Origin of the sequence: Streptomyces sp. NPDC058620 (assembly GCF_042717135.1) — a bacterium.
Taxonomy (GTDB): Bacteria; Actinomycetota; Actinomycetes; order Streptomycetales; family Streptomycetaceae; genus Streptomyces.
This window is the reverse complement of the sequence record NZ_JBHXQO010000002.1, coordinates 176,569-192,916: the sequence shown is the minus strand read 5'-3', so window position 1 is coordinate 192,916 and position 16,348 is coordinate 176,569. Positions and strand designations below refer to the sequence as shown.

Here is a 16,348-nt window from a genome sequence, read left to right as displayed (position 1 = left end):
CGGCGGTGGTCCGGTGGCGCCCGTGGGTCACAGGTGAGCGAGCTTCTCCAGTACGGGCGCTGCGTCCCGCAGCGCCGCCCACTCGTCCTCGTCCAGGCCCTCGACGAGATGGGTGAGCCAGACGTTCCGCTTGGCGCGGCTCTCTTCGAGCATGGCTTCGGCCTGCTCGGTCTGGCTGACCATCTTCTGCCGACGGTCGTCGGGGTGCGGCTCCAGCCTGACCAGTCCCTTGGCTTCCAGCAACGCGACGATGCGGGTCATCGACGGGGGCTGTACGTGCTCCTTGCGGGCCAGCTCACCAGGGGTGGCGGAACCGCAGCGGGCGAGAGTGCCGAGCACCGACATCTCGGTGGGGCTCAGCGACTCGTCGACGCGCTGGTGCTTCAGACGTCGGCTCAACAGCATCACGGCGGAGCGAAGGGAGCTCACGGCGGCGGCACTCTCGCCGTCGTGGATCAGGTCAGGCATGTTCGTTAGCGTAACTCATTACCTACCCTAAAGACCACTTGGCGGTACGCAAACAAGGAACTGATCACCCATACGAGTGAGCCGGTTCCGGAAAGTGACGCGAAAGGTGCCCCGGGGCCGTAACCCTGCTTCCCATGGGATCGACAGTGCTCAGCCTGCGGATGGACGGTGAGCTGCTCGACCGGCTCCGGCAGCACGCCGCCAGACGGGGAATGAGCGTCCAGGACTACGTGGTCCGGACGCTCGTCCGCGACGACTTCGACGAACGCTTCAAGGCGGCCGTCGACGAGACGGAAAAGTTCTACGGGGCGGACCCGTGCCACGTGGACCCGGGCGACCGGGTCACGCAGCGGAGATCCGCCCCGTAGGGGTGCGACGAGGAAGTGCCGGTTACGTGAGGCCGAGCGCCGGCATCGCGTAGTAGAAGACGAAGACCGCCGACACCGCGTACATGGCCACCGGGACCTCACGGCCCCGTCCGGCCGCGAGACGCAGCACACAGAAGGCGATGAAGCCGATACCGATGCCGTTGGTGATCGAGTACGTGAACGGCATCATCATCATGGCGAGGAACGCCGGGATCGCGAGCGTGTAGTCGCTCCAGTCGATGTCCCGTACCGAGCCCGCCAGGATCATGAATCCGACCGCGAGCAGCGCGGGCGTCGCCGCCTGCGACGGGACCATCGTCGCCAGCGGCGTCAGGAACAGCGCCACCGAGAACAGCAGACCGGTCACGACGCTGGACAGCCCGGTGCGGGCTCCCTCACCGACGCCCGCCGTGGACTCCACGAAGCAGGTGGACGCCGAGGAGGAGCTCGCACCGCCCGCGGCGACCGCGATGCCGTCGACGAAGAGCACCTTGTTGATGCCGGGGAAGTTGCCGTCCTTGTCCATCAGCTCCGCCTCGTCGCCGACACCCAGGATGGTGCCCATCGCGTCGAAGAAGCAGGACAGCAGCACCGTGAAGACGAACAGCGCGCCGGTGAGGTAGCCGACCTTCTCGAAGCCGCCGAAGAGGCTGACCTCGCCGATCAGCCCGAAGTCGGGCGAGGCGACCGGGTTGCCCGGCCACTCGGGGACGGTGAGCCCCCACGCCTGGCCCGGCAGGTCAGCGAGGGCGTCGATGACCAGCGCGACGACCGTCATGGCCACGATGGAGATCAGGATCGCGCCCGGCACCTTGCGCACGATCAGCGCGAGGGTCAGCAGCGAACCGAGGACGAAGACCAGGACCGGCCAGCCGTTGAGGTGGCCGTCGCTGCCGAGCTGGAGCGGCACGGTGGTGTGGGCGAGGTCCGGGATGCGGGAGACGAAGCCCGAGTCGACCAGACCGATCAGCATGATGAAGAGGCCGATACCGATCGCGATGCCCTTGCGGAGCGACTTCGGTACCGCGTTCATCACGCGCTCCCGCAGTCCGGTCGCGACCAGGAGCATCACGACGATGCCCGCGAGGACGACCATGCCCATGGCGTCCGGCCAGCTCATCCGGGGGGCGAGCTGGAGGGCCACGACGGTGTTGACGCCGAGACCGGCGGCGAGCGCGATCGGCACGTTGCCGATGACGCCCATCAGGAGCGTGGAGAACGCGGCGGTCAGCACGGTGGCGGTGACCAGCTGACCGTTGTCGAGCTGGTTGCCGTACATGTCCTTCGCGCTGCCGAGAATGATCGGGTTCAGCACGATGATGTACGCCATCGCGAAGAAGGTGGCGAATCCGCCACGGACCTCACGGGCGACCGACGACCCCCGCTCGGAAATCTTGAAGAACCGGTCCAGGCTGCCCTGCGACTGCGGAGCCGGCGGCTGCTCGGGATCGACCTGAGCGGTGGCCGAGGGGGACATGGATGACCTCAGTCGTACGTAGGGGAAGGCACGGAAAGGGGAAGAAAGTCGGTCACTCTTGGACGATCTGACGAATAATTCGAGACAGCCCTAAGCAGATTCAGTATGAATATATAAGTCGAAGATCGCTATCTCCGCGCGTAGACCCATGGGCCGACTGGCCCGGGAGCCCCGGCGCAGGGGCCCCATACACTGAGGCCATGGAGAAGTGGACACCGAAACACGAGGCGCCCGAGCCCCTGGAGGGCCCCGTCGTCGCCACCATCACGGGCGGCACGATCCTCTGGTTCGTCCTCTTCCTCGTACAGCTGCCCTTCTACGGCTGGTTCGACGACCGCGGACACACCTGGTGGATCTGGACCCCGCTGGCCGGTGCCGGCCTCGGGCTGATCGGCATCTGGTACGTACGGGGCCGCGACGCCGCACTCAAGCGCGCGGCGGCCGGGGATGTGTCGAGCGACACCTCCGAGGGGTGAACCGAGCGTTCCGCCCTTACGGTCGGAACCATGACGCAGCGGATCGACGCCGGCTCGGAACTCGACCCCGTACACCCGATGCGGCCACCCGCGTCGGACCGGCGCGCCGGCGGTCTGACGACGGCCGAGGTCGCCGAGCGGATCGCGCGGGGCGAGGTCAACGACGTACCGGTGCGCTCCTCGCGCTCCGTCACCGAGATCGTCCGCGCGAACGTCTTCACCCGCTTCAACCTGATCATCGGCGTGCTCTGGGTGATCATGCTGTTCGTCGCGCCGATCCAGGACAGCCTCTTCGGCTTCGTGATCATCGCGAACACCGGGATCGGCATCGTCCAGGAGTGGCGCGCCAAGAAGACCCTCGACGGTCTCGCGGTCATCGGTGAGGCGAAACCCACCGTGCGGCGCGACGGGACCGCGGCCGAGCTCCCCACCTCGTCGATCGTCCTGGGGGACGTCATCGAGCTCGGTCCGGGCGACAAGGTCGTCGTGGACGGCACCGTCGCCGAGGCAGACAGCCTGGAGGTCGACGAGTCGCTGCTCACCGGCGAGGCCGACCCCGTCCTCAAGCAGCCCGGCGACCAGGTGATGTCCGGGAGCTTCGTCGTGGCGGGCGGCGGCGCGTTCACCGCCACCAAGGTCGGCCGCGAGGCGTACGCGGCCCAGCTCGCCGAGGAGGCGTCCCGCTTCACCCTCGTCCGCTCCGAGCTGCGCAGCGGTATCTCCACCATCCTCAAGTACGTCACCTGGATGATGGTGCCGACCTCGATCGGCCTGATCATCAGCCAGCTCGTCGTCAAGGACAACAACTTCAAGGACTCGGTGGCCCGGACCGTAGGCGGGATCGTCCCGATGATCCCCGAGGGCCTGGTCCTGCTCACCTCCGTCGCCTTCGCGATCGGGGTCGTGCGCCTGGGACGCAAGCAGTGCCTCGTCCAGGAGCTCCCCGCCATCGAGGGCCTCGCCCGGGTCGACGTGGTGTGCCTGGACAAGACCGGCACGCTCACCGAGGGCGGCATGGACGTCACGGAGACCCGGCCTCTCAACGGCTCCGACGAGGCGTACGTCCAGCAGGTGCTCGGTGCGCTCGGTGCGTCCGACCCCCGGCCCAACGCCAGCCTCCAGGCGATCATCGACACCTACCCGGAGGGCGGCGGGTGGCAGTCCACCGGGACGCTGCCGTTCTCCTCGGCCCGCAAGTACAGCGGCGCCGCGTTCGACGAGGGCGGCGGGCGGGCCTCGACCTGGCTGCTCGGCGCCCCCGACGTGCTGCTGTCCGGCCAGGACCCGACGCTCACCGAGATCGAGCACCTCAACGAGCAGGGGCTGCGGGTGCTGCTCCTCGCGCGGGCGGACGGTCGACTGGACGCCCCCGACGTCGTCGAGGGGGCCGAGCCGACCGCGCTCGTGGTGCTGGAGCAGCGGCTGCGCCCGGACGCCCGCGACACCCTCGCCTACTTCGCCGATCAGAACGTGGCCGTGAAGGTCATCTCCGGCGACAACGCCGTCTCGGTGGGCGCGGTCGCCCAGAAGCTCGGCCTGGCGGGCGCCGAACACACCATGGACGCCCGCCGGCTGCCCACCGACCGCGACGACATGGCGACGGCCATGGAGCAGAACGCGGTCTTCGGGCGGGTCACCCCGCAGCAGAAGCGGGACATGGTCGCCGCCCTCCAGTCGCGCGGCCACACGGTCGCGATGACGGGCGACGGCGTCAACGACGTGCTCGCGCTGAAGGACGCGGACATCGGCGTCTCGATGGGCTCGGGCTCGGAGGCGACACGTGCCGTGGCCCAGATCGTGCTGCTGAACAACAGCTTCGCGACGCTGCCGTCCGTCGTGGCAGAGGGCCGCCGGGTCATCGGCAACATCACCCGCGTCGCCACGCTGTTCCTGACGAAGACCGTCTACTCGGTGCTGCTGGCGGTCCTGGTCGTCTGCTTCCAGGTGGAGTACCCGTTCCTGCCGAGGCACCTGACGCTGCTGTCCACGCTCACGATCGGCGTGCCCGCGTTCTTCCTGGCCCTCGCCCCGAACAAGGAGCGGGCCCGGCCGAACTTCGTACGCAGGGTGATGCGGTACGCGATTCCGTCCGGCGTCATCGCGGCGGCGGCCACCTTCACCACGTACCTGGTGGCGCGGCACTACTACGCGGGGACGGGCGCCCTGAGCGCCGAGACGAGCGCGGCCACACTCACGCTGTTCCTCGTCTCGATGTGGGTCCTGGCCATCATCGCCCGCCCGTACACCCTGTGGCGGGTCTGCCTGGTCGCGGCGATGGGGCTGGCGTTCCTGATCGTGCTGGTCGTCCCGTGGCTCCAGGACTTCTTCGCCCTGAAGCTGGTGGGTGCGCCCATGCCCTGGATCGCGGTGGGGATCGCGGCGGTGGCGGCGGCTGCCCTGGAATTCGCCTGGCGACTGGTCAGCCGCCGCTTTCCCGCTTAGTGCCTGGTGCTGGTTAGCGCACGTCGAGGTAGTCACCGGCGGCCGAGACGGCCGGGGTGGTGGACGTACCCGCGAATGAGTAGCGCCAGTAGCCGTCCGCCGACGCCGTGGCCGAGGTCTTCAGCGTGCCGGTGGAGCTCGACGTGACGGTCTTGACCGTCGTGTAGGTCGAGGTGCCCGCCTTGCGGAACTGGAGCTTCACGGGCTGGTTGGTGTAGCCCAGGTAGGTGCCGGTGTCCCAGTTGGCGCGCGTCAGCTTGCCGGTGACCGTGACGGCCTTGCCCTTCACGACGGGCTCCGGGCCGGCGTTGGCGGTCAGCTTCGAGAAGCGCTGGAGGTAGGTCTTGGAGATGTAGTCCTTCTCGCCGATCTGCCCGTCATTGGACACCGCGAAGGCGCCCACCTTCCAGGTGCCCGCGTCCGAGTTTTTCAGCTCGGCCGGGTCGAAGGTGACGGTCATCTTGCACGTCGAGGCGGTCGCGCTGACCGCCGTGCAGGAAGCGGTCTCCTCGTTCATGAGGATGCCGTAGCTGTTCTCGTCCTCGACGCTCGCGCCGATCCAGACGTATCCGATGATGTCGAACACGCCGGTCGAGTGGGACGCCGTGACGGACATGCTGTACGTCTGCGCCGACTTCGTGCCCACGACGACCGGCTTGCCGCCGTTCACGACAGCCTTGGTGAGGACCGGGAGCTCTTCCGCGGCAGCGGCGGCGGTCGAACCGGCGAAGCGCTCGGCGCCGGCCTTCGGGATGGAGAGGTTGTGGTCGTTGGACCACGAACGGCCGTCGTCGGCCTGCGCGGCCGGAACGACGAGGGCCGACAGAGCCAGGGCGCCGGAGACAGCGGCAACGGTGGCACGAATACGCATATGTTCCCCAGTGGAGAAAGGGGTCCCGCGGTGTGTGGCTTCAACCTGCGGGGCCCGTGTGGCCTATGAGTCTGGTGACTCGATAGACCAGACGGATCACCGCACCGAAAGGTTGTACGACTGATGTACTTGGCGTGAAGATCACACGCCTCAGTCGAACCAGCGGTCCCGCGCCAGCTCCTCCGTCCGGGACGGGTCCTCCAGCAGCGCCGCCACCTCGAAGCGGCGCGGCCACTGCCCGGCCGCCCAGGCCAGCCCCGCCGCGACCCCCTCCAGCGTGGCGGCGTGCACCACCCCGTCCGGGGTGCGGCGCCAGTCCAGCTCGACACCGCCCGCGCACAGCTCCCCGTGTTCGATGTACGTGTCCGGTGTCCCGGCGCCGAGCAGAATCCGCACCGAGTCCGGTACGCGGTGCTCCTCGCCCTCGCTCGTCACCTCGGCCTCGACCGTCTCGCCGAGCCGCCGCACCTGGAGCAGCTCCGCGAGGTCGGCCGCGCGCGCCGGAGCCACGGGAAGCAGCGGCAGCCCCGCGGTCAGCGGCAGCACGTCGGGCGCGTCGGCGATCACGGCGTCCGCCGCGTCGACGACCCGCACCTCGTCGTCGACGACGGCCCGCAGCTCCTCCGGCAACGTGACCTGGTCCGGGTCGAGTTCGGCGAGCGCGGTGTAGAGCGCGTGCAGCTGTACGGGGCGGACGGGACGCTCCTCGTCCGCCAGCCGGCCCAGCAGCTCGGCCGCGCCGCCCGGTTCGTCGAGGAGGGCGTCCAGGGAGGTCCGTACACCGAGCGCGCGCAGCACCTGGGCGTCGTCGAAACCGGTCGCGTCGACGGAGTCGTAGAGCCCGTCCAGCCGTGGGTCACCGCCCGCCGCCCGCAGGCCCGCGGGGCGCCGGCCGTCGAGCACGGGGTGGTCCCGCAGCCACCAGGCGGTGTACGGGCGCACGGACCGGGTCGTGCCGTCGGGGAGCAGCACCCGTACCGGCTGGGTCAGGGCGTCGCGCAGCGGGGGCCTGGCGAGCATGGCGAGGGCCTGCGGCCAGGCGTCGTCGTCGACGAGGTCCAGGTCGCGGACGGCGACGAGTTCGGTGGCGACCGGCGGCACCGGGGTGTCCGGGAGCTGGTCGAGCACGTCCTCGCACCACACGTCGACGGCATCGAGCAGCCCGGCGTCGTCCGGCTCGGCGAAGTCGCTGTCGCGCGGCTCCAGTTCGTCCGGGTCCAGGACCACGTCGGTGGTCCGTACGAGGGCGAACGTGGCCAGCACCCCACAGGCGGTGAGCGGCTGCTCGCCCCAGCGGTCGGCCAGTTCCTGGTCACAGAGGGCGAGTTCGCCCTCCCGCATGATCTCGGCGAACGGGCTTCCGGGCAGGACGAGTTCACCGGCGGGCGCGGGTTCGCCGTCCTCGTCGGGGAGGGCGAGTGCGCCCAGCCAGGGTTCGTCGCCGGGTGCGAGCTCCGCGTCGCGTACGAGCGTGAGGACGGTCTCCGCGAGTTCGTCGCCGTCCAGCGCGTCCTCGTCCCACACCTCGCCCGCGTCCAGCGAACCGGCGACGGCGGCCCGCACCTGCGGGGTCGTCAGGACGGCGCGCGGCGTGGCGGGCAGGGCGCCCAGCTTCTCCAGGAGCGGATGGGCGGCGTCCGGGTGGGCGACCTTCAGCCCGAGGCGCGCCAGCCGGGCGAGGACGGGCCCGGTGAGGGCGTCCGGCAGCGGCAGGAGGACCTGGCGGGGGCCGATCGTCGTGCGGGGCTTCTCCTGGTCCGATGCCTCGGGATCGCCTGCGAGCGGCACGGGCAGTCCGGAGAGCCGGTCGGGGTCGATACCGGCCAGGCTGTCGTAGAGCCGCCGCCACCACTCCGGATCCCGTTCGAGTCCGGCGAGGCGGTCGATGGCCTCGGTCAGCGGGACCCGGGCGACCCCCAGGCTGCGCAGTTCGGTGCGGCGCTCAAGTCCCGCGGGCAGCAGGCAGGGCAGCACCTCGGCGAGGACCTGAACGGTCTGCGCGCCGACCCCCTCCACGACCTCGGCCTCGACGGGCCGCAGCGCGGTGGTGGTCCGGCCGGGTCCGGCGTCGCCGGGGGCCTCCCAGCTGTCCCACTGGTCGGGTTCGACGGACGGGTCGTGGGGCGCGGCGGGCGCCAGGAACGCGACGCGGGGCAGCCGCTCCAGGATCGCGCCGCGCAGCGCGCCGTCCAGCTCGCCCTTGCCGAGCGGCCCGGGAACGAGGGCGATCGTGGCGGTGGACACGGGCTGCCACTCGGCGAGCAGCTCCGCGTACGCGTCGGCCGCGCGCTGCACCAGGTAGTCGGTGAGCGGTCCGGGGGCGGGGTGGCGGCGGGCCGTGTCGAGCGGCAGCGAGGCGATGAGCAGGGCGGGCACGCCGAGGGGTTCGTCGGTGGGCGTCGGCGCGTGGACGACGGCGGCGGTACGCGGGGCCTGCGGCGCACCTTCCGCGTCCACGGGGACGGCCCAGGTGACCGACCAGTGCGGACGCAGTCGTTCCTCGACGGGCCGGTCGGCCAGCAGGCCGGGCTCGACGCGGCCGTGGGCGGAGACGGTGCGCCAGCGGTTGAGGCCGCGCTCGGAGTCGTCGATGTGCGTGTACGCGCCGTGCCGGGAGCGGCGCAACGTCCGTACGCCCTCCGGGGTTTCGATGACGATCTCTTCGAGACCGGGGAGCGTGAGGAGCAGGGCGTCGTCGACGGCGGCGAGGAGCCGGTCGACGAGGTACTCGGCGCCGCCGTCGCGCAGCGGGAGGACGACGACCGTGTCGTACCCGTCGGGTGCGGTGCCCTCGGCGGGCAGCGGGAGCCGGAGCAGCGGTACGTGGCCGTCGCGGCGGCGCAGCTCGTCGCCGAGGCCGGGGCTCCCCACGGCGGCCTGGCGGGCGAGTTCGCGCGCCTCGGGGAGGGACCAGCGGACGCCGCCGTGGCGGCCGATGACGGCGGGCTCGTCGCTGACGGCGAGCACGGCGGCGAATCCGACGCCGAACCGGCCGACGGCGGACTCGTGCCCTTCCCGTTTCGCGGAGGCGCGCAGGGTGCTCAGCGACTCGACTCCGGTCGCGTCGAGCGGGGCACCGGTGTTGGCTGCGGCGAGGACGGCGGGGGTCTCCTGCGCGCCGGTGCCGGTGGCGGCGGGGTGCAGGGTCAGACGGAGCCGGCCGGGCACGCCCGCGCGGGCGGCGGCGTCGGCGGCGTTCTGCGCCAGCTCGACGACGAGGCGGTCACGGTAGCCGCCGAGCGCGAGGTCCTCCTCGGCGTTGGCGTCCTCGCGGAACCGGGCAGGGCCCGCGCCCCAGGCATCGAGCACCCCGCGCCGCAGCCGTGCCGTTCCGAACGGATCGGCGCCCTCGGTCGCATTCATGCCCACGCTCTGACTCCGCTCTGTGCTGCGGGTACCCGGTGTACCCATGACGCCAGTGTGCGCCCGAAGGTACCGCGAGCCCGTCGCGAGCGGCGCGGAGCGCGTGCCCGGTTGACCGGATGTCCTCAAGCGCCGGACGGGCTTGATGTACCCGCCTACCCCGGCCCGCCGTGCTGACGCCCACGTTGCGTCCTCAAGCGCCGGACGGGCCGGATATGCCCTGCCGGTCCCCGAGCAGCACCACTGTCAAGCCCGTCCGGCGCTTGAGGACAAAGCGGTGCCCAGGACGAGCCGGTCGCACGACCAGCCCGTCCGGCGCTTGAGGACAAAGCGGTGTCCTTGGACCGGCCGCCCCGCAAGCGAACCGCGCCCCGCCGGGACTAGGAGTGGCCGAGATCCTCCGGCGACGCGTCCGCGTCCACCGGCACCGACCCGCTGTCCCGCGCCGGCCGCAACGGATACTCGTCCACCTGAAGCGTGTCCAGCGCATGCGGCGCCGGCTTCGGCGGCTTCGGCATGACCGCCGCCTCCGAGTGCCCACCGCACCCGTACGACAGCGAGACCACCCTGCCGTCCGCCGGAGCGAACTCGTTCGCGCACACCCCGAACGCCTGCTTCAGCGAGCCCGCGAGCGGGATCAGGAACGCACAGGTGTCACACGCGGCGGGCGCGGCCTGAGCCATCGGGGTCTTCGAGCCGAACGCCTCGTCCCACCGGTCGGCCGCCACGTGCAGCCCGTACCGGGACAGGACCCGCGCACGCCGCATGCCCAGCTCTTCCGCGACCGCGCCGATCGAGCCGCGGCTCGTCGTACGCGCCAGCGTCGTCAGCTCCGCGTCCTCCGTGTCGACGAGGTCGGCCAGATCCTCGGAGAGCTCGGCCTCCTCCGACTCGACGGAGTTCGGCGGCGGCTCGTCCTCGCCCGTGTAGCCGGGCTCCAGGCGGAGGTCCTCCGCCTCCGTGGGCAGCAGGTCCCCCGGCCCCATGTCGCCGGGCCGCAGCCGCTCGCTCCACGGCACCCACTCGGGGGCGAGGAGCGCGTCGGACCCGGGCAGCAGCACCGTCTCGTCGAGGGTGATGTTCTTGGCGCGGGAGGCCCTGGCGACCGTCACCGCCCAGCGCCAGCCCCGGTACCCGGGCTCCTTGCACTCGAAGAAATGCGTGACGACCCGGTCCCCCTCGGAGATCAGGGACACATGTTCACCGACCACGCCGGGCGCGGCGGCCTCTTCGGCCGCCGCACGGGCGAGGTCTACCGCCTCGGCGCACAGGCGGTCGGGCGCGGGGGTACGGGCAGTACGGCTTCGCGTCGTCGCAGCACTCACAGGTCTCGCTTCTCTCCATACGCCGTCTCGAGCGCGCCAGCTGCTACACGATTGCCGATTTCGGCCATGACAGCTGCGGGCGGAGCGGACCTGGGGGCCGCGTCGACGTCCACACCCGTTGTGCCTGCCTCGGGCGCGCCTTCTGTCACCCATTCTGCGGGATCGCCGAGAGGCGCGCGGCCAAGAACAACCGCCGGTGGCGCGTTACGCACGCTACCCTCTCCGCCGCTCTCCGCCCACCTGCGTGTCCCAAACAAGGCCGTATCCGGTGCCGTGTCCGGTGTCGGGGCCCCTGGCGTGTCCCCGGCCGGGCGGGTTCGCGGGCGGATTTCGGCCCGCGGAATTGCCTCACGATCCGCGTCGGACCGCCCCGTGCGTCTCGCCCCACGGGCCCGTCGCCGCCCCGTCCGACCCCTCGCCAATGACCCGACAGGGCGTCGCCCGCCGCGCGCCCCGGCCGATCATGGTTCACCGCGCCGATGCTTGGGGCACTATGACGGGGTGGCTGCCGCCAGGTCGCACGACGGTCCCGGCCCGCTTCGCACGGCGGGCCGGTCGATGGGTCGTGCCCTGCACCGGCCGTTCACCGGCACGGCGAAGGGCATCCGCAAGGCGACCCACGCCCACGGCGCCGGTGAGTCGGGGCTCGGCAAGCTGATCGAACTGCACGCTGTGAACGGCGCGGGCGACGTCATGATCACGGTCGCGCTCGCCTCCACGGTGTTCTTCTCCGTGCCGACGGACGAGGCCCGCGGCCGCGTTGCCCTCTACCTCGCCATCACGATGCTGCCGTTCACGCTCCTCGCCCCGGTGATCGGCCCCCTGCTCGACCGGCTGCCGCACGGCCGCCGCGCCGCGATGGCCGGTGCGATGCTCGCCAGGGCGCTCCTCGCGATCACGATGTCGGGGGCGGTCGCCACCGGCGGCCTGGAGCTGTATCCGGCGGCGCTGGGCGTCCTCGTCTGCTCCAAGGCGTACGGAGTGGTCCGCAGCGCCGTCGTGCCACGGCTCCTGCCACCCCGCTTCTCCCTGGTGAAGGCCAACTCCCGGGTCACCCTCGCGGGCCTCCTGGCGACCGGTGTGGCGGCTCCCATCGGGGCGGGGCTCCAGAGCATCGGCTCCGCGTGGCCGCTCTACGGGGCCTGCACGATCTTCCTCGCCGGGACGTTCCTGGCCTTCACGCTGCCGCACAAGGTCGACTCCGCGAAGGGCGAGCGCAGGGCCCGTCTGATCGTCCCGCACGGCGAGGAGGCCGCCCGTCCACAGCCCGCCCGGAAGGGCGGCAGCACCAGGGTCGACGGCGACAGGCGGGCCCGGGACAAGCCACCGGGGCTGCGGTCCGTCGGCCCGTCCGTCCTGCACGGCCTCCAGGCCAACGCCGCCCACCGGGCCCTCTCCGGCTTCCTCATCTTCTTCCTGGCGTTCCTGCTGCGCGAGCACCCGCTGGCCGGCCAGAGCGCCGCCGTGTCGCTCGGCATCGTCGGCGTCGCTGCGGGCGTCGGCAACGCCTGCGGTACGGCGGTGGGCTCCTGGCTCAGGGCGCGCGGCCCGGAGGTGATCATCGCGACCGTGCTGGGTCTCGCGCTCGGCGTCGCCGTGCTCGCCGCGGTCTTCTTCTCCACCGTCATGGTCGCCGCGCTCGGCGCGGTCGCGGGCTTCACCCAGGCCCTGTCGAAACTGTCGCTGGACGCCATGATCCAGCGGGACGTTCCCGAAGAGGTGCGGACGTCGGCGTTCGCCCGGTCCGAGACTCTGCTGCAGATGGCCTGGGTCGTCGGCGGCGGTATCGGTATCGCCCTCCCCCTCAACGGAGTACTCGGCATGTCGGTCGCCGCGGGGATCCTCGGCCTGGGCGCCGCAACCGCCGTACGGGGGCTGCTGGGCGCCGCGCGGCGCGGCACGCCGCACCCCCGCGTGGCGTGAGCCCGGGCGACCGATAGCCTTCCGCCCATGACCGTTGCGTTCTTCTCAGGTAAGGGCCGTCGAATCGGCGTCGCTCTTGGTGCCGTGTCCGCGGGCCTCCTTGTCCTGTCCGCCTGCGACAAGCCGACGCCGCTCGCGACCGTGACGGTCGGCGACACGTCGGTGGGCGCCGAGGCGTCCTGCTACAACGACGGCGATCCGATCAAGGAGTCGCTGATCCAGGGTTGCCTGAACGACAAGAAGGCGGAGCACACCGTCGAGGTCGCGATGGACGACAAGGTCCGCTTCGGCGTCGACCCGGAGATCGCCGACAACGGCTGGACGCTCTTCATCAACGGCCAGCAGGCCGAGCAGGAGCCGTACAAGAAGACCTACCGGTCCATCCCGGGCAGCGCCTTCTTCTCCAGCCAGACCGGCGAGACCACGAACAAGACGCAGGTCAGCATCGTGGAGACCAAGGGCAAGAAGCTCACGGGTATCTGGCACTTCCAGTTCAAGAAGTCCTCCTGACCTCGCAGGACACCACCGTGCGTGTGCTCGTCGTGACCGCTGTCCCCGTAGAGAGGGACGCGGTCACGCGTGCGTTCGGGGGTGAACCGCAGGTGCGTTCCGTGCCGGGTGCGGAGATCCACCGGGCCGGTGGCTTCGATGTCCTGGCGGGCGGCGCGGGTCCGGCGGCCGCCGCTGCCTCGGCCGCGTTCGCGCTGGCCTCGGCCCCCGTCCCGTACGAGCTGATCGTCTCCGCCGGTATCGGCGGCGGCTTCGCGCCCGCCCCGCTCGGTTCGATCGTCGTGGCGAGCGGCATCGTCGCCGCCGACCTGGGTGCCGAGACACCGGACGGGTTCGTCCCCGTCACCGGTCTCGGTTTCGGCCGCGACCGGTATCTGCCGCCGGCCGCGCTGGTGCGCGCGGTGGCCTCGGCCACCGGTGCCGTGTCCGGCGAAGTGCTGACCGTCTCCACCGTGACCGGCAGCGCGGCCCGTTGCGCGGCGCTGCTCGCCGCTCACCCGGGCGCCGTCGCCGAGGCGATGGAGGGGGCCGGTGTCGCCGAGGCCGCCGAGCGGTTCGGCGTCCCGGTGCTGGAGCTCCGGGCCGTGTCGAACGCCGTCGGCCCCCGCGACCGGGCGGCCTGGCGCATCGGTGAGGCTCTTTCCGCGCTCACCGTGGCGTTCGGGAAGATCGCCCCCGTACTGGAAGGTTGGACAGGGTATGACCGACACCTCGACTGACCCCGTGGCCGCCGACGCGAAGCTGCGGATCGCTTTCTCGCCGTGCCCGAACGACACGTTCGTCTTCGACGCCTGGGCGCACGGCAGGGTCCCCGGAGCGCCCGCGCTCGATGTCACGTTCGCCGACATCGACCTCACCAACGGCATGGCCGAGCGCGGCGAGTTCGACGTGCTGAAGGTCTCGTACGCCGTCCTGCCGTGGGTCCTCGACGAATACGCGCTGCTGCCCTGCGGCGGTGCGCTCGGGCGGGGCTGCGGACCGCTGGTCCTGACGCGGGAGCCGGGCACCGATCTGACGGGCCGCACGGTCGCCGTGCCGAGCGAGCGCTCCACGGCGTATCTGCTGTTCCGGCTCTGGGCCGCCGAGGTCGTGCCGGGCGGGGTCGGCGAGATCGTCGTCATGCCGTTCGACGAGATCATGCCCGCGGTGCGTGACGGCCGGGTCGACGCCGGTCTCGTGATCCACGAAGCCCGTTTCACGTACCGGAATTACGGCCTCCACAGCCTCGCCGACATGGGCGAGCACTGGGAGGCGACGACGGGGCTGCCGATCCCGCTCGGCGCGATCATCGCCAAGCGGTCGCTGGGTCAGGAAATGCTCGGAAAATTGGCCGATTCGGTCCGTACATCGGTACGGATGGCCTGGGACGACCCGGAGCAGTCACGGCCGTACGTGCTGGAGCACGCACAGGAGATGGACCCGGCCGTGGCGGACCAGCACATCGGGCTGTACGTCAACGAGTTCACGGCGGACCTCGGCGAGGACGGTTATGCGGCGATCCGCGGGCTGCTGACGCGCGCCGCGGCCGAGGGGCTGGTTCCGCCGCTCGGCCGGGACGCGCTGACGTCTCTCTGAAGGCTCGGCCGGCCGCTCGTCTACACGTCGAGCTGGTCGGCCACCGCACGGAGCAGAGCGGCGATCTGGGCGCCCGCGGCCTTGTCGGGGTAGCGGCCCCGCTCCAGCATCGGCGTGATGTTCTCCAGCAGCGTCGTCAGGTCCTGCACGATCGACGCCAGCTCGTCCGGCTTGCGGCGCTGCGCGGCCGCCACGGACGGGGTGGGGTCGAGGATCGCTACGGAAAGGGCCTGGTCACCGCGCTGACCTGCGACGACGCCGAACTCGACCCGTTGGCCGGGCTTGAGTGCGTCGACGCCGGCGGGGAGTACCGACGAGTGGACGAAGACGTCACCGCCGTCGTCGCGCGAAAGAAAGCCGAAGCCTTTTTCCGAATTGAACCATTTGACCTTACCCGTGGGCACGTCTGTCCTCGTCCTCGTACTCGTCGGTGCGCGGGAGAGCCGTGAAACGGCTCCGGATAGCAGTACAGCGGGTCCCCATGACCCGCCACGCCCAAGGCTAATGGCCCAGGGGCCGGTGACAAGACGTCGCCCGATGGTTCCTCCGGGCTGGGAACTACCCTGGCCGGGTGAGTACTACTCCTTCTGGCGCCGGTGACCGGCTCGTACAGGTCGGCGCGATCGTTTTCTTCGTCGGCGCAGTGGCCACTCTGGTCACTGTGGCCCCGCTGTTCCTGGGAACCGACCCGTTCCCGACCATCGCCTACGCCGTCTCCATGCTCATGGGCGTGGGCTTCCTGATCGCCGGGGCGGGGGTCGTCCGGAGCGTGTGGCTGAGCAGGTCAGAACCGTCCGGCACCTGACGCGGCCACCCAGGAGGACAGCCAGGCCGGGAAGCCGGTGAGGTCGGGCAGGACGACGTCCGCGCCCGCCTCCCGCAGCTCGTCCGCGTCGCACGGGCCCGTCGTGACGGCGACGGACAGGCAGTTCGCCGCCCTCGCGCCCCGTACGTCCCCGATGTGGTCGCCGACGTAGATGCCCGCGCCGTGGGAGAGCAGCGCCTGCGCCTTGGCCTCCGCCCAGAGCCGGCCGATGACCGCGTCCGGTTCGATGCCGAGGTGGGCGAGGTGCAGCTTCGCGCTCGGCTCGTGCTTGGCCGTGACGACGATCGCCCGGCCACCCTGCGCCCGTACGGCGGCGACGGCCTCCCGGGCCCCGGCCAGGGCCGAGGTCGGCGTGATCGCGTGCGTGGGATAGATCTCGCGGTATCGGTCCGCCGCCGCGGCCACCTCGGCCGCCGGGAACCAGTTGGCCAGTTCCTCCTCGACCGGTGGCCCGAGCCGGCTGACGACGAGGTCGCAGTCGATGGGGACCCCCGTCTCGGCGGAGAGCGCACGGTAGTTGGCCCGGATGCCGGGCCGGGAGTCGATGAGCGTCATGTCGAGGTCGAAGCCGACCGTCGGCGGGGTCTTCGGCGGGGTCTGGGGATGCGAGGCCATGAGGGCCATTGTGCCGACCTGACCGGCGACCCCTCACCCGTTCGGCCCCGTGGAGCGGTGCTTAGACTTAGGTCCGCCTTACTTGCCTCGTGATGTCATGCACTCCGCT

15 protein-coding genes are annotated in these 16,348 nt (G+C 71.3%); 8 read left to right on the top strand and 7 right to left on the bottom strand.

Annotation, left to right across the window (positions count from 1 at the left end):
- Nucleotides 1-27: 27 nt before the first annotated feature.
- Nucleotides 28-468, bottom strand: a complete 441-nt coding sequence (locus ACFWSK_RS03305; protein WP_383781273.1) for a MarR family winged helix-turn-helix transcriptional regulator — start codon at nt 466-468, stop codon at nt 28-30.
- 134 nt (nt 469-602) lie between these two features.
- On the opposite strand from ACFWSK_RS03305, the gene ACFWSK_RS03300 reads away from it, so the two are divergent.
- Nucleotides 603-836, top strand: a complete 234-nt coding sequence (locus tag ACFWSK_RS03300) for a hypothetical protein (RefSeq protein ID WP_383781270.1) — start codon at nt 603-605, stop codon at nt 834-836.
- A gap of 22 nt (nt 837-858) precedes the next feature.
- Here ACFWSK_RS03300 and ACFWSK_RS03295 read toward each other — a convergent pair whose 3' ends face one another.
- On the bottom strand, nt 859-2,313 hold the full coding sequence (locus ACFWSK_RS03295; protein ID WP_383781267.1) for an NCS2 family permease: 1,455 nt from the start codon (nt 2,311-2,313) through the stop codon (nt 859-861).
- Nucleotides 2,314-2,513: 200 nt separating this feature from the next.
- Here ACFWSK_RS03295 and ACFWSK_RS03290 point away from each other — a divergent pair, with 200 nt between their 5' ends.
- Both ACFWSK_RS03290 and ACFWSK_RS03285 read left to right on the top strand, forming a co-directional pair.
- The gene (locus ACFWSK_RS03290; protein ID WP_383781264.1) at nt 2,514-2,789 is read left to right on the top strand and encodes a DUF2530 domain-containing protein; all 276 of its coding nucleotides are present in this window, start codon (nt 2,514-2,516) and stop codon (nt 2,787-2,789) included.
- Nucleotides 2,790-2,819: 30 nt separating this feature from the next.
- Nucleotides 2,820-5,231, top strand: coding sequence for an HAD-IC family P-type ATPase (locus tag ACFWSK_RS03285; RefSeq protein ID WP_383781262.1), 2,412 nt, complete (start codon nt 2,820-2,822; stop codon nt 5,229-5,231).
- A gap of 13 nt (nt 5,232-5,244) precedes the next feature.
- Here the strand turns inward: ACFWSK_RS03285 and ACFWSK_RS03280 are convergent, their stop codons facing one another.
- The 3 genes from ACFWSK_RS03280 to ACFWSK_RS03270 all read right to left on the bottom strand — a co-directional run bounded on the left by ACFWSK_RS03280 (nt 5,245) and on the right by ACFWSK_RS03270 (nt 10,790).
- Entirely contained in the window at nt 5,245-6,102 is an 858-nt protein-coding gene (locus ACFWSK_RS03280) for a DUF5707 domain-containing protein (RefSeq protein WP_383781259.1), read from the bottom strand.
- Nucleotides 6,103-6,252: 150 nt separating this feature from the next.
- A complete protein-coding gene (locus tag ACFWSK_RS03275) occupies nt 6,253-9,465 on the bottom strand; it encodes a sacsin N-terminal ATP-binding-like domain-containing protein (protein WP_383781256.1) in 3,213 nt (1,070 codons plus the stop codon).
- A gap of 380 nt (nt 9,466-9,845) precedes the next feature.
- Complete coding sequence (locus tag ACFWSK_RS03270) at nt 9,846-10,790, bottom strand: DUF3027 domain-containing protein (RefSeq protein WP_383781254.1); 945 nt, start codon at nt 10,788-10,790, stop codon at nt 9,846-9,848.
- A gap of 501 nt (nt 10,791-11,291) precedes the next feature.
- Between ACFWSK_RS03270 and ACFWSK_RS03265 the strand changes: the two genes are divergently transcribed.
- From ACFWSK_RS03265 to ACFWSK_RS03250, 4 genes are read left to right on the top strand one after another with little or no spacing between them, the layout of a single operon-like run.
- Entirely contained in the window at nt 11,292-12,713 is a 1,422-nt protein-coding gene (locus ACFWSK_RS03265) for an MFS transporter (RefSeq protein WP_383781251.1), read from the top strand.
- A 27-nt stretch (nt 12,714-12,740) separates the two neighbouring features.
- The gene (locus ACFWSK_RS03260; RefSeq protein WP_383781247.1) at nt 12,741-13,223 is read left to right on the top strand and encodes a DUF2771 domain-containing protein; all 483 of its coding nucleotides are present in this window, start codon (nt 12,741-12,743) and stop codon (nt 13,221-13,223) included.
- A 17-nt stretch (nt 13,224-13,240) separates the two neighbouring features.
- Nucleotides 13,241-13,942 (top strand): futalosine hydrolase, encoded by a 702-nt coding sequence (locus ACFWSK_RS03255; RefSeq protein ID WP_383781242.1) that lies wholly within the window; start codon nt 13,241-13,243, stop codon nt 13,940-13,942.
- Entirely contained in the window at nt 13,923-14,798 is an 876-nt protein-coding gene (locus ACFWSK_RS03250; RefSeq protein WP_383781239.1) for a 1,4-dihydroxy-6-naphthoate synthase, read from the top strand. Before ACFWSK_RS03255 ends, ACFWSK_RS03250 begins: the two co-directional genes overlap by 20 nt.
- A 20-nt stretch (nt 14,799-14,818) precedes the next feature.
- Here the strand turns inward: ACFWSK_RS03250 and ACFWSK_RS03245 are convergent, their stop codons facing one another.
- Nucleotides 14,819-15,202, bottom strand: a complete 384-nt coding sequence (locus ACFWSK_RS03245; RefSeq protein WP_383781236.1) for a cold-shock protein — start codon at nt 15,200-15,202, stop codon at nt 14,819-14,821.
- A 167-nt stretch (nt 15,203-15,369) separates the two neighbouring features.
- Between ACFWSK_RS03245 and ACFWSK_RS03240 the strand changes: the two genes are divergently transcribed.
- Nucleotides 15,370-15,603, top strand: coding sequence for a hypothetical protein (locus tag ACFWSK_RS03240; protein WP_173314635.1), 234 nt, complete (start codon nt 15,370-15,372; stop codon nt 15,601-15,603).
- Here ACFWSK_RS03240 and ACFWSK_RS03235 read toward each other — a convergent pair.
- Nucleotides 15,583-16,239, bottom strand: a complete 657-nt coding sequence (locus tag ACFWSK_RS03235) for an HAD family hydrolase (RefSeq protein WP_383781233.1) — start codon at nt 16,237-16,239, stop codon at nt 15,583-15,585. The two genes, ACFWSK_RS03240 and ACFWSK_RS03235, sit on opposite strands and share 21 nt — an antisense overlap.
- Nucleotides 16,240-16,348: the final 109 nt, after the last annotated feature.